At 48.6% G+C, this 13,895-nt stretch carries 11 protein-coding genes; 4 read left to right on the top strand and 7 right to left on the bottom strand.

From position 1 onward, the window contains the following. Window positions 1-185: 185 nt before the first annotated feature. Together ACTHTY_RS02520 and ACTHTY_RS02515 are read right to left on the bottom strand one after the other, a co-directional pair. Entirely contained in the window at window positions 186-1,049 is an 864-nt protein-coding gene (locus ACTHTY_RS02520; protein WP_440366357.1) for a phosphoribosylaminoimidazolesuccinocarboxamide synthase, read from the bottom strand. Window positions 1,050-1,212: 163 nt separating this feature from the next. Next, window positions 1,213-2,667, bottom strand: coding sequence for a calcium-binding protein (locus tag ACTHTY_RS02515; RefSeq protein WP_440366356.1), 1,455 nt, complete (start codon window positions 2,665-2,667; stop codon window positions 1,213-1,215). Window positions 2,668-3,108: 441 nt separating this feature from the next. Between ACTHTY_RS02515 and rfbD the strand changes: the two genes are divergently transcribed. The 4 genes from rfbD (at window position 3,109) to ACTHTY_RS02495 (ending at window position 7,680) form a co-directional block, all read left to right on the top strand. Continuing rightward, complete coding sequence (gene rfbD, locus ACTHTY_RS02510) at window positions 3,109-3,972, top strand: dTDP-4-dehydrorhamnose reductase (RefSeq protein WP_107769397.1); 864 nt, start codon at window positions 3,109-3,111, stop codon at window positions 3,970-3,972. 150 nt (window positions 3,973-4,122) lie between these two features. Continuing rightward, complete coding sequence (gene uvrA / locus ACTHTY_RS02505; RefSeq protein WP_440366355.1) at window positions 4,123-6,969, top strand: excinuclease ABC subunit UvrA; 2,847 nt, start codon at window positions 4,123-4,125, stop codon at window positions 6,967-6,969. A gap of 37 nt (window positions 6,970-7,006) precedes the next feature. Further along, window positions 7,007-7,372, top strand: coding sequence for a hypothetical protein (locus tag ACTHTY_RS02500; RefSeq protein WP_440366354.1), 366 nt, complete (start codon window positions 7,007-7,009; stop codon window positions 7,370-7,372). Then, the gene (locus ACTHTY_RS02495; protein ID WP_440366353.1) at window positions 7,369-7,680 is read left to right on the top strand and encodes a hypothetical protein; all 312 of its coding nucleotides are present in this window, start codon (window positions 7,369-7,371) and stop codon (window positions 7,678-7,680) included. The genes ACTHTY_RS02500 and ACTHTY_RS02495 overlap by 4 nt, the downstream gene beginning before the upstream one ends. Before the next feature lie 258 nt (window positions 7,681-7,938). Here the strand turns inward: ACTHTY_RS02495 and ACTHTY_RS02490 are convergent, their stop codons facing one another. The 5 genes from ACTHTY_RS02490 to ACTHTY_RS02470 form a co-directional block, all read right to left on the bottom strand. Beyond that, complete coding sequence (locus ACTHTY_RS02490) at window positions 7,939-8,328, bottom strand: DUF5339 family protein (RefSeq protein ID WP_049344783.1); 390 nt, start codon at window positions 8,326-8,328, stop codon at window positions 7,939-7,941. A 190-nt stretch (window positions 8,329-8,518) separates the two neighbouring features. Beyond that, the gene (nrdD, locus tag ACTHTY_RS02485) at window positions 8,519-10,306 is read right to left on the bottom strand and encodes an anaerobic ribonucleoside-triphosphate reductase (protein WP_440366474.1); all 1,788 of its coding nucleotides are present in this window, start codon (window positions 10,304-10,306) and stop codon (window positions 8,519-8,521) included. A gap of 111 nt (window positions 10,307-10,417) precedes the next feature. Then, window positions 10,418-10,927, bottom strand: a complete 510-nt coding sequence (gene nrdG / locus ACTHTY_RS02480; protein WP_440366352.1) for an anaerobic ribonucleoside-triphosphate reductase activating protein — start codon at window positions 10,925-10,927, stop codon at window positions 10,418-10,420. Window positions 10,928-11,214: 287 nt separating this feature from the next. Then, window positions 11,215-12,357: a THUMP domain-containing class I SAM-dependent RNA methyltransferase gene (locus ACTHTY_RS02475; RefSeq protein ID WP_440366351.1), complete on the bottom strand. Its 1,143-nt coding sequence runs from the start codon at window positions 12,355-12,357 to the stop codon at window positions 11,215-11,217. A 116-nt stretch (window positions 12,358-12,473) separates the two neighbouring features. After that, a complete protein-coding gene (locus tag ACTHTY_RS02470; RefSeq protein WP_440366350.1) occupies window positions 12,474-13,865 on the bottom strand; it encodes a nucleobase:cation symporter-2 family protein in 1,392 nt (463 codons plus the stop codon). Window positions 13,866-13,895 lie beyond the last annotated feature (30 nt).

Genomic DNA, 13,895 nt, shown 5'->3' with positions numbered 1-13,895 from the left:
AAATCCGAATGTGCATAGTTAGGGTTTCAGACCGTGCGGCAGGTTATAAACAAGCTTTCAGACGGCCTTTAAGGCACTGAAAACAACTCTCGATTATAAAGGCAACCATCCTTAAAATCCAGTATTTATACAATAAAAAGGCCGTCTGAAACATATCCTTTTCAGACGGCCTTCAAACTTAAAAATCAATCCTGAGTCAGCAAAGTCAATGCTTCCTGATATTTTTCGACTGTTTTTTGAATCACATCGGCAGGCACTTTAGGCGCAGGCGCTTTTTTATTCCAACCGCTTTGCTCCAGCCAGTCGCGGACAAATTGTTTGTCAAAAGACGGCGGATTGGTGCCGACTTTGTATTGGTCTGCAGGCCAAAAACGGCTGGAGTCAGGCGTTAATACTTCGTCCATCAAAGTCAGCGTACCTTCTTCATCCAAACCAAATTCAAACTTGGTATCGCAAATGATAATACCGCGAGATTTCGCATATTCGGCCGCTTCTGTATAAAGCTGAATCGCTTTAGCGCGCACCTCCGCCGCCAATTCTTTTCCGATAATGCGTTCGCATTCTTCAAAGCTGATGTTTTCATCATGATCGCCAACTGCGGCTTTGGTCGATGGCGTAAAAATCACTTCAGGCAGTTGTTGTGCTTCCTGCATACCTTCAGGCAGTTGAATCCCGCAAACAGAGCCTGTCTTTTGATAATCTTTCCAACCGCTACCAGCCAGATAACCGCGCACAATAGCTTCTACTTTCACCGGAGTGAGCTTTTTAGCCACAACGGCGCGTTTTTCTAAAACTTTGGCTTCGTTTTCAGGCAAAACATCGTAAACCGTCTGACCGGTAAAATGGTTAGGCATGATATGAGCCAGTTTGTTAAACCAAAAATTGGAAATCTGCGTCAGAATCTCCCCTTTACCCGGAATCGGGTCATCCAAAATCACATCGAATGCAGACAGGCGGTCGGAAGCAACCATCAACATACGTTTATCGTCAATTTCGTACAAATCGCGTACTTTGCCGGAGTAGATTTTTTTCAAGCTGATTTCAGACATTTCGAGTATCTCTTTGGTAGACAGAAGAATGCGGTATTTTAGCCCAATTTGGAACTTTTCGTTAGATTGTTTACAAAATAAAGGCCGTCTGAAACCTTATATTTTGGTTTCAGACGGCCTTATCCGTTGATTTCAGGTAAGAACCCTGAAAATCACCATCCTATCAGATTACAGAAGCTTGAGTCTGATCTTGGATTTGGTTCACAGCAGACAGAGAGTAGTAGTCGCCGTGGCCGGTTACTTGGTAAGTGCTACCGTCAGCAAACTTGAAGTTTTCAACTTTGTGATCGTTACCGGTGAACCAGTCGTCGATGGTGATGCTGTCGTTAGTACCGACAGAAACAGTCAGGTTAGCACCTGATTTGCTCAGCAATACGTCAGAAGCTGCAACACCTTTACCGAACAACAGGGTGTCATTACCGCTTTCCTCACGGATAGTATCGTGACCGTAACCTTTGTCGAAGAAGTAAGTGTCGTTACCGGTACCGCCGATCAGGATGTCGTTGCCGACACCGCCGTCGAGGTAGTCGTTACCGTCTTTACCAACCAGACAGTCGTCGCCGGCCAAACCGTACAGATGGTTGTTGCCGCCGTTACCTTCGATATTGTTGTTCAAAGAGTTACCGGTACCGTTCAGGTTTTGCATACCTTGCAAAATCAGGTTTTCAACGTGATCGGTCAGCGTGTAGTCAATAACGGTACGGACAGTATCGATACCGGCGTGTGCATTGCCGTACTCGATAACTTGGTCGTTAACATTGTCAACGAAGTAAACGTCATTACCGTCGCCACCGCGCATGATGTCCGCGCCGGAACCACCGTTCAGGTAGTCGTTACCGGCACCGCCTTGCAGGTAGTCTTTACCGTCCTCACCGTACAGAGAGTCACCGTCGGCATCACCGTAAATGGTGTCGTTACCGGCACCGGCGTAGATTACGTCTGTACCGTTACCACCGTAGATGATGTCTTCGCAAGCAGTACCATAAATGGTATCTTTAGCATCAGTACCGCGGATAACGTTGCCGTCTTTGCAGTCTTCAGCTCGGATGACATTACCTGGGTTTTTGTCTTCGTGACCGTATGAGTTGTTTTGGTTATGGTCGTCAACACAGTCTTTGCAGTCTGGCTCTGGCTTAGGCTCAGGTTTTGGTTCTGGCTTAGGCTCAGGTTTTGGCTCTGGCTTAGGTTCTGGTTTAGGCTCAGGTTTCGGTTCTGGCTTAGGCTCAGGTTTTGGTTGTGGTTTTGGTTCTGGTTGCGGTTCTGGCTGTGGCTCAGGCTTAGGCTCAGGTTTTGGTTGAGGCTTAGGCTGAGGTTTAGGTTGTGGTTTTGGACATGGGATCGGTTTGATTGGATCGCAGTTGTAAGGTGGGCAAACCGGAACACATTTGTAGTTAGGAGTTTTTGCCGGTGGGCAGAAAGCCGCAATAGCAGAAACCAAACCGGTTACCGCGTTAACTACTGACACGCCGACGCTGGCAATGCTAGCGATGCTGCCGATAGAAACAGAAGATTTTGCTGCAGGAGCGCAGTAGTAAGAAGAGTAGGAAGCCTTAGGCGCGGGTGCGCAGTAAGAACTAACCAGGGGTCTAGTATAATACCCCCCGTAACAGTATGCCATAATAATTACTCCCAAAAGTTAATAAAATATTGGGTTGACGGAACGAGCAAATCCGCCCTTGCCCAATTATTATTTTAGTAATATTTTGCAAAATATTTACTCAAAAATATCAAACGGTAGAATTTGCCGATAAAAGGACGGAGTTTCGCCTATTTTAAAATTCCATTCTCCTAGCAACAATAAAAACATTAACATTGATTCACACTCTCTCAAACAGCATAGATCCTTTATCTATCTTGTTAAAAGCTGAATTTTAACTATAGTTATAGTAAACAAACATAATACCGATAAGTAGTTATTATTATGGATAGATAATATCGACAATTTACCCAAATACAGCTACATTCGCATTTTGTTCTACGCCAATAATGTGAATTTGTCGTATTTACACTATAATGACACGAACACCTATTTAACAGCTATCAGAGGAGATACTCAACCATGCGTACTTTATTGACCGGAGCCAAAGGCCAGCTTGCCCGTTGTCTGCGCGACCGCCTGCCCGAAGATTGGGAACTGATTGCTACCGATTCGACTTCGCTGGACATTACCGATACCGAAGCCGTGCATCACATGATCAAAAACTTCCAACCAGATGCCATCGTTAATGCCGCAGCTTACACTGCCGTCGATAAAGCAGAAGAAAACGCAGAGGCTGCTTTTGCCGTCAACGCAACCGCTGTTCACAACCTGGCCGCAGCCGCCCGCGCCGCACATGCCCGCTTTATTCATATTTCCACTGATTATGTATTCGACGGCGAAGGCAAACGCCCTTACCGCGAAACCGACTATACCAATCCGCGCAGCACTTACGGTCAATCCAAAGTAGCAGGCGAGCTTTTGGCTTTAGCCGCACATCCGGAAAGTACAATCGTCCGTACTTCGTGGCTGTTTAGCGAATACGGCAGCAATTTCGTCAAAACCATGCTGCGCCTTGCCAAAGAACGCGATTCCCTCTCCATTGTTCACGACCAAACCGGCTGTCCGACTTATGCAGGCGACTTGGCTCACGCCATCATCAGTTTACTGCAACAGCCTACCTCCCCACGCGGCATCTTCCATTACTGTGGCAATAAATCGGCAACATGGTACGAATTTACCAAAGCCATCTTTCAGACGGCCCACCAATTAGACGACAGCTTCCGCATTCCGGAACTGAACGCGATTACTACCGATCAATATCCCCTGCCCGCTCCACGTCCGGCATACAGCATCATGGATTGCTCACGCCTAGAGACCGAGTTTGGTATCAAACCGTCCGACTGGCAAAAAGCCCTACGCGAAATTCTCCGCAAAATCGACTGATAAGCTGATTCATCTATATCAAGGCCGTCTGAAAACATATTTTCAGACGGCCTCTTTGTTTCTTTTATATCAAATGCTTTATCTATCCAGTCTGTCATTTGAAAAGTGCTACAATAACCGTTTATTTTATTTTTCAGACGGCCTGACAATATGTGCAACCATCATCCCAAACATTCACACGATAATGACACCATCCGCATCCGCGGCGCGCGCACGCATAATTTGAAAAATGTCGATTTGGACATTCCGCGTCACAAGCTCGTGGTGGTAACAGGATTGTCAGGCAGCGGCAAATCGTCGCTGGCGTTTGATACTTTATATGCCGAAGGCCAACGCCGTTATGTCGAAAGCCTTTCCGCCTATGCCCGTCAGTTTTTGCAGATGATGGACAAACCCGATGTCGATTTGATCGAAGGTCTGTCGCCTGCAATTTCCATCGAGCAAAAATCCACCAGCCACAATCCGCGCTCCACCGTCGGCACGGTAACAGAAATCCACGACTACCTGCGCCTTTTGTACGCCCGAGTCGGTACGCCGTATTGCCCCGAACACAATCTGCCGCTGTCGAGCCAGACCGTATCGCAGATGGTCGATGCCGTGTTGAAGCTGCCGGAAGACACGCGCGTGATGATTCTTGCACCGGCGGTGCGCGAGCGTAAGGGCGAGTTTGTCGATTTCTTTGCCGACTTGCAGGTTCAAGGCTTTGCCCGTGTGCGCGTAGACGGCGAAGTCTATCAGCTTGACGAAGTACCGAAGCTGGAAAAAAACATCAAACACAATATCGACGTCGTCATCGACCGCGTGAAAGTAAAAGCCGACATCAAACAACGGCTGGCAGAAAGTTTTGAAACCGCATTACGCCACGGCAACGAACGCGCACTGGCGATGGAAATGGAAAGCGGCGAAGAACATTGGTTCTCCGCGCGTTTTGCCTGCCCCGTATGTTCATACAGCCTGCCCGAATTAGAGCCGCGCCTGTTTTCCTTCAACAACCCTATGGGTTCTTGCCCGACTTGCGACGGCTTGGGTAATACCAACTTTTTCGATCCCGAAAAAGTGGTCGCCCATCCTGAATTATCCTTAGCAGCAGGCGCAATTGACGGCTGGGATAAGCGCAACCAATTCTATTTCCAAATGATTCAATCGCTTGCACATCATTATAAATTTGATGTCAATGCCGCTTGGGAAACCCTACCGGAAAAAGTCAGAAAAGTTGTCTTGCACGGTTCGGGCAAAGAAGTCATCGACTTCACCTACCTGTCCGAACGCGGCACCACCTTCAACCGCAGCCATGCCTTTGAAGGCATCATCCCCAATCTCGAACGGCGCTACCGCGAAACCGACAGCGAAACCGTGCGCGAAAAACTGCGTGAATACCAAAACCATCGCGCCTGCCCGAGCTGCGGCGGCGCACGTTTGCGCAAAGAAGCGCGCTACGTTTACGTCAGCGGCGAACCGCTGCACGAAGTCTCCGCCTGGCCGCTGACCAAAACCCACCAATTCTTTGAAACGCTAGATTTGGACGGTAATAAAAAACAAATCGCCGAAAAAATCCTCAAAGAAATCACCGAGCGGCTCGGCTTCCTGATTAACGTCGGGCTGGATTACCTGAATCTCTCCCGCTCCGCCGAGACCCTATCCGGCGGCGAAGCCCAGCGCATCCGCCTCGCCAGCCAAATCGGCAGCGGCCTGACCGGCGTGATGTACGTATTGGATGAACCCTCCATCGGCCTGCACCAGCGCGACAACGACCGCCTGCTCGCCACCCTCAAACGCCTGCGCGATTTGGGCAACAGCGTGATTGTGGTCGAACACGACGAAGACGCCATCCGCGAAGCCGATTTCGTCGTCGATATGGGCCCCGGCGCGGGTGAACACGGCGGCAACGTATTGATTGCCGACACGCCCGAAAACGTCGCCAAATGCGAAAACTCCGTTACCGGACAATACCTCAGCGGCAAAAAATCCATTGTCGTGCCGTCTGAACGCACGCCCGTCAATCCCGACCGAATGCTCGTCCTCAAAGGCGCGCGTGGCAACAACCTCAAAAACGTAACCCTCGAACTGCCGCTCGGTTTGATTACCTGCATCACCGGCGTATCCGGCAGCGGCAAATCCACCCTGATTAACGACACCCTCGCCAAAATCACCGCCCGCGAACTCAACCGCGCCCAAGAAGAACCCGCCCCATACGATGACATCCACGGCCTCGAACACCTCGACAAAGTCATCAACGTCGACCAATCCCCCATCGGCCGCACCCCGCGCTCCAACCCCGCCACCTACACCGGCCTGTTCACCCCCATCCGCGAACTCTTCGCCGGCGTACCCCTCTCGCGCGAACGCGGCTACAACGTCGGCAGATTCTCCTTCAACGTCAAAGGCGGCCGCTGCGAAGCCTGCCAAGGCGACGGCGTAATTAAAGTCGAAATGCACTTCCTGCCCGACGTGTACGTCCCCTGCGAAGTCTGCCACGGCAAACGCTACAACCGCGAAACCCTCGAAATCCAATACAAAGGCAAAAACATCAGCCAAGTCCTCGACATGACCGTCGAAGAAGCCCGCGAATTTTTCGACGCCGTCCCCACCGTATCGCGCAAACTGCAAACCCTCATGGACGTAGGCCTAGGCTACATCCGCCTCGGCCAGTCCGCCACCACCCTCTCCGGCGGCGAAGCCCAGCGCGTCAAACTTGCCTTAGAGCTATCCAAACGCGACACCGGCAGAACACTCTACATCCTCGACGAACCCACCACCGGCCTGCACTTCGCCGACATCGCCCTGCTGCTGGAAGTAATAGGCCGTCTGAAAGGCAAAGGCAACTCGATTGTGATTATCGAGCATAATCTGGATGTGATTAAAACTGCGGATTGGATTGTGGACTTAGGGCCGGAAGGCGGTGATGGCGGGGGGAGGATTATTGCTTCAGGTAGCCCTGAGCAGGTGGCGAAGGTTAAGAGGAGTTATACTGGGAAGTATTTGAAGGTGGTTTTGTAAAAACAATGTTTATCTACCTTATTAGGAAATTAACTAAATGCATATTCTAGCTTCTTTCTTACAGCATGCTAGTGCCTATGGTTCGAAATCTTCTATTTTAAGTTTTTGGGTTTGGCTTATATGCTTCACACTTCTGGCACTCATGTTTCTTGCATATGCGGGCATTACCGATTGGATAATATATGGTTTATTTATTGTATTTCTTATTGAAATAATTGGCGCATTTGGTACATTTTTTTATTGCCTGTTTACTAATAAACAAGACTTATTGAGAAGTGAAAACTTTGTTCTTAAGAAGATGGTTATTGAAAAACAAACTATTGGAGATAGCTTAACGGGTACACAAGAAATCCCTGCCATTAGTCAAAATGAAATAATTACACTAGAGGATGATCAAGAATGAAAAAACGATATATTGTTTGCGTTGACAACCTTGATAAAGAACAAAGCATAGAAATAACTAATTATTTTAAACAATCTAGCTATGGTTGGTGGCACTGGATTAGCAACACATGGTTTGTAACAGATAATAAAGGGGTATCTTCTGCCTCTGAGATGAGAGATGAAATAAAGAAAATTCTAAAAAATAAAAAAATAATAGTTGTTGAACTTAACGAAAATGGAGACAAATGGGCAGGAGCCACAGTTAATGACCCAGAAAAAAAGATGTTCAAATGGCTGCATAATTCATGGAAAAAGAGTAAACCGTAACCTGCATGAAATCTGACAAGCCGTAGCCTACATAAAACCCAAACCTCATGCGTAAGGTGTGTGCGATACGCATGCGGTTGCTTGATTGACGGTTTGCTGTTGTAAATTTCAACTTAGTTGAAACTAACGCTTTCAGACGGCATAAAAAATGGCCGTCTGAAAATTGAAATTAATTTATCTAAAATAACCATCCTAATTCACAAAACAAAAAACGGATTCCAAATCATTGGAATCCGTTTTTCTCTAAAGCTATCCGAATTATTTAGCTTCTTCTTTAGCGTCTTCAGCAGCTTCTTTAGCATCTTCCGCTGCGTCTTTTGCGTCTTCTTTAGCCTCTTCAGCGGCGTCTTTGGCTTCTTCGGCTTTTTCTTCAGGAGTTTCGGCAGCCGGAACGCCTTTCAAAGCGTCCAAAGAAGTTTTACAGGTTGCATCACGTTGGTCTGCCGGCAGATTTTTCAACGCTTCTTTGGTTTGTTCGAAAGATTTTTGCATCATGTCTTTGGTTGCAGCATCTACGTCTTTTGTTGCTTCGGCAAATGCTTTTTCGTATTCGTCACAAACGGCAGAAGAAGATGAGCCTGAACCGCCGCCGCATGCTGACAGGGACAGAGCAGCCAATAAAGCTGCCAATAAAGCTGATGTTTTCATGTGTCTCTCGCTTTTTTAAATTTAGGTTAAAGGACGTTATATGTTAATTAATTATATGAAGGTGTCAATAGTTTTTGTTTAATTTAATCAAAACTATATCATTGAAAGAGTCAGTCTATCTAAACATACTAAAGGCCGTCTGAAATTTCAGACGGCCTGTGCTTTTTTAAGTAATCCTTTTTGTCAACGATTACGCTGCTTTACGGTGATAATGTCTGAGCGCGTGCTCTTTGCGCCGACCGCTACTGAATGCGGATACACGCTTCAGATACCCGATCACTCGGGTGCCGTAGTCGATGTCGTGCGAGCCGCAGGCGGAACAGGCGTGCAGGGTGCGTTTGTCGATGTGGCCGCATTCGTTGCAAATGGTAATGCGTACGTTCACGCAGAAGTAGTTGCAGCCGGTTTGCGCGGCAATGTCCAAGAGTGAGCGGTAGCCGGATTCGGGCAGGGCTTCGTCAAGATTCAGGTGCAGCGCGGAGCCGCCGTCGAGCCAGTCCACCAGTTCTTTGCCGTGCAGCAGGAATTTGTCGAGCGCGTTGATTTCTTCGTCTTCGACGACGTAGAAATAGGAGTTGTAGCATTCGCGGCTGACTTTGTAGCCGTCGGCTTTGTCCCATTTGGCGTTTTTCACGCCGAGGTTTTCGGCGGGAACGAACTCGGTGTTGAACTTCACGCCATAGTGTTTGCTGGCGGCTTGGTTAGCTTCGAATATGGTTTTCAGACGACCTTGGACGAAGTGGATGTAATCGTCGTTGTAGCCGACTTTGATGCCTTGCGATTCGGCAGCCTCCGCCATGCCGTTGATGCCGATGGTGAGGAACTGTTTGTCCAACGTGATAAAGCCTGCATCGTAAACGGGCAACATTCCGGCGGCTTGGTATTCTTCCATCAGTTTGCGGTAGGCGTATTGGTATTTGTGGATTTTGGCGACTTCGGCAGCAAGGTCGCGCCCGTCTTGTTCCAGCCGGTTCATGTTGATGGTGATGACGTTGATGGAACCGGTCGCCACGCCGCCCGCACCGAGGGTGTAGCTGAAGGTGCGGTCTTCAATAGCATTGCGCAGACGGCAGCAGGAAGCCAAGGAGTCAGGGTTGTCGGAAAGATAGACGAAGAAGGAATTGCCCTCCGCCAACTCTTTCGCCATTTCGTCGGCAAACACGGTGTCTTTGCATTTGCCGCCGTCGGTCAGCATTGCGGCGGTCACGACGGGGAAAGTCAAAACGGCTTTGGTGCGCTCCTGATTGAACCATTTGAGGAAGAAGTTTTGCAGCTTCGCCACGCTCGCCCACACCGGTTTGCTGAAATCGGGAAAAACAAAATCGCCGAACATCGCATCGAAATAGTATTGATCGTAAACAGAAATATTCCAAAACACGCTCTGATAGCCGCGCGCGGCGGCGGGCTGATTGATGCTGTACACCACCTGCTGCATGTGGTTGGCGATTTCTTTGCCGTGGGTTTCCAAATAATCGTCGCCGTAGTCTTTGCGGGCAAAGTAGTCGAAATAGGTTAGAAATTCCACCGTCGCCACCGCACCGGCAAACTGCGCGCTGATGGCAAACACAAGATTGATAAACGAGCCGCAAAACGAAGCCAGATGCTGCGGCGCCTTAGATTCGCCGCCGAGTTTGCTTAAGCCGTCGAGCAGGAAAGGATACAGCGTAACCGACACGCAATAAGGCTTGAGGCTGGTTTCGTCATGCACATAAATCTCATGCGCCTCAATCTGGCGGATGTATTCGTCGGCGACGGATTGGTCGAAAATTTCGGCGATTTTGCGCGACACTTGGGCGCGGTTAATCTGCACGAAAAAGTCTTTCATGATTTCCGCTTCCATCGTGGCGATGTTTTTTTGCGTTACGTTGGCATTGGCGTCCATTTTCGAGCCGTCCGCCGCGTTTTGCGCGCTGATGTAGTCGCGCATGAATTGTAGTTTTCCGTTTAACTGTTCGGGATGCAGCCGAATCATGTTAATTCTCCTGTATGATTTGGATGATTTATCAAGCAATGACGGTCAGGCCGTCTGAAACATCGCTATCAGCGAATACAATAAATTCAATTTAAATCAGTGCAATACAGCATTGAGCTAAATTGAAGCCACTGGAAAAACTTTGGGCGCGGGTTTGTCTTTGATAAACAAGCGGTTCAATACCTCGCCCGTGCGCAAATCAATAAACTTCTGATTGGTGGTCGGGCTGTCTAAGCCGCCCAGCTCTATCTGCCAGCGGCCGGTTTTCAGATACGTAAGATAAGGCAGGATGCCGTCTGAAACCGCCTCCAACTCCTCACGCTCCAAGCCGGTGTACAAACAGGCTTTCAAACCTTCCTGCGTCACAATGGCCAGCATTTTCTGCAAGGCTTCCGACTGCCATTCCCCGCCCATAAACAACACGCACGTAATCAATCCGCGATAGCGTTTCAGACGGCCTTTTAAATAATCCTCGGTCAATTCCGTACCAATACCCTCTTTCCATGTATCGGCACTGTGACAGCCTTTGCAACGCAACGGACAGCCTGAAAACAGAAATGCCAACGATACTTCGCCCGGCACTTCCTGCCATACAATTTGCTCGATTGTGAATTTCAAACCGCTCATTGCAATGCCATAAAACACAAGATATGGTGTGAATTAAAACACAATACTACTAGATATGGTATTTTATTTAACAATCCATCTTTATTTTGTAATAGGTTTTTATAATTTAATAGATTGTAAATTTCAATAATTACATCTACACGGCTCCCTTGATAAAGGCCGTCTGAAAACAATTTCAGTGCATTAATATAAAAAAAGAAAAGCAAACTCCGTTATAACAAAGACGGTTTTAACAAATTAAAAAAGGCCGTCTGAAATCATCTTTCAGACGGCCTTAATTTCAGGTTTTACCCCCGATTCGAGCCTTTAACCATATCCATCAAAAACAATCGGCAATCCAAATTACCGTTAAACAAAGGAATTTTCCGCTTCGGAGAAAGGCGCATAAATTTCGGCATATCGCGATCGCCGGTAAACATTCCTACCAGCCAGCCGGCGTAATATTGTTTCAACCATGTACCGAGTTGCGGATAAAGCGCCTGCAAAGCCTGAATTTCGGCAAGGCGCACGCCATAAGGCGGATTGGAAATCATAATGCCGTGTTCGCCGTTCGGTCGCGCGGCCTGCGCATCTTGCACGTCAAAGCGGATGAAATTATCCACTTCGGCGGCTTGGGCATTCGCCAATGCGGCACGAATCATATAACGGTCGTTGTCGCTGCCGGAAATGGGCGCGGCGGCTGGTTTGATTTGTTTTTCAGCTTCACGGCGCAGCGCTTGCCATTTCTCTTTGTCGAAGTTTTGCAGTTTTTCAAAACCGAAACGGCGCATCAAGCCCGGCGCACGGTGTGTCGCAATCCATGCAGCCTCAATGGCAATCGTGCCGCTGCCGCAAAACGGGTCTTGGAAAGGCTGCGTACCGTCGTAGCCTGCCAAAAGCAGCAAACCTGCCGCCAAGTTCTCTCTTAATGGCGCTTCGCCGGTATCCTGACGATAGCCGCGTTTGAAGAGTGCTTCGCCGGAAGTATCGATAAAGATTTCCACATTGCGCTCATCGATAAAGGCATGAATGCGGATATCGGGGTTGATTTTGCCCACGCTCGGACGCGCATCATAAATATCGCGAAAGGCATCGCAGACGGCATCTTTGATTTTCAAACCGACAAAATCCAAGCTTTTCACATTGGCGCGCTTGCCTTCAACTTTGACTTTAAAGGTCTGCTCCAGTTTAAACCAACCTGTCCAATGCAGATTTCGTGCCAATTTGTAGATATCGTGTTCGTTGCGATAACCGCCTTTGGTCAAGCGCAGCAAAACACGGCTGGCAACGCGCGAATGCAGGTTGATGCGATACACCTGCTCCATTGTGCCTTTACATGCCACACCGCCGTCAACAGCACGTATATCCTGACATGCCATGCTTTCGAGTTCCTGCGTCAAAGGCACTTCCAAACCGCGAGGACAAGTGATAAAAAGTGAATAAACCGTCATATAAAACCTTTCCGGGTAGAGCTATCCGAACCACTCGGATAACAAATAAAAACAATATTATAGCCGAAAAACCAAAGGCCGTCTGAAACTTCAGACGGCCTTTGAATAAAGCCTGCTTAGTGATCCAAACTATCGGTTTCCACCTTAACCGCTTTATCGGTTTTATCCTCCGGCAAAACCAAGTTCAACAATACCGCCATAATACCGCCGGCGGAAATTGAGTTTTGGAACAATACCGGCAGGTTTTTGAACACTTCCGGCTCAAACGCCACGCCCAAACCCAAACCGACAGAAGTCGCCGCGATAACCGCTTCACGACGGCGAATACCGTGGCTGACCAAAATCCGCACGCCGGCAATCGCAATCAGGCCAAACATCAATACCATCGCGCCACCCAAAACCGGACTCGGAATCGTGGTAAACGCACGGCCAATGACGGGGAACAAGCCCAACAATACCAAAATCGCCGCAATATATTTGCCCACATGACGCGAAGCCACGCCGGTCATTTGAATCACGCCGTTATTTTGCGCAAAAGTGGTCAAAGGCAAAGAGCCCAACGCAGTCGCAATCACAGATACCAAACCATCTGCCAATACGCCGCCGCGCAAACGTTTGGTGTATTCCTCACCCTCAATCGGCTGCTCGGAGACCATCGCAGTCGCCGTCAAATCACCCACTGCTTCAAATACGCTCAACAAGAAAATCGCACCGGCAACGATAAACGCGTGCCAATCAAATGCAAAGCCATATTTAAACGGAACAGGCAGGGTAATCAGCGGCAGGTTTTGCAGGGCGGAAAAATCTACTTTACCCAAAAACAGCGCAACGATATACCCGACGATCAAACCCACCGCGATGCCGCTCATGCGCAGCAATGGATTCTTCAAGCAGTTGAAAACCAACACAATCAGCAACACCAGCGATGCCAGACCTAAGTTTTCCATCGAACCGAACGTACCGTCTGCTTTCGCACCGAAGCCACCGCCGAAATCGGTAATACCGACATGTACCAAGCTCAAACCGATCAACATGACTACCACACCGCTTACAGTCGGCGTAATCACTTTTTTCAAATAAGGCAAAAGCCAAGCGGAGAAGCACACCAAAAACGCGCCGACAAAGGACACGCCCAAAAGCGTTGAAATCATCGCATCTTCAGTCAAACTGCCCTCTTTCATACCGGTACCGAGCGCAATCATCACGGTAACAAAAGAGAAGTTGACCGACTGAATCGACAACATACCCGAACCGACCGGCCCGAAACGGTTAACCTGCAAATAAGTGCCGACACCTGAAGCCACCATCGCCATCGACACCAAATAAGCCGTCATTTCAACCGGCAGCTCCAACGCCCCGCCGACAATCAATGCCGGAGTAATCATCGGGACAAAAATCGCCAGAAGGTGCGTAACCGCACTCAACAACGCATTACCAAACGGCGGCTTATCTTCCAAACCATAAACCAAATCAAGCGGTTCCGCTTGTTTTTCAGTCATTCCGGCCATGTTGAACCTTCTCTCAAGAATCGTTAAAAA

The organism is Neisseria sp. P0019.S002, assembly GCF_051957155.1.
GTDB classification, from domain to species: Bacteria; Pseudomonadota; Gammaproteobacteria; order Burkholderiales; family Neisseriaceae; genus Neisseria; species Neisseria perflava.
The sequence above is the reverse complement of the archived record's forward strand: the minus strand, read 5'-3'. Positions and strand labels throughout refer to the sequence as shown.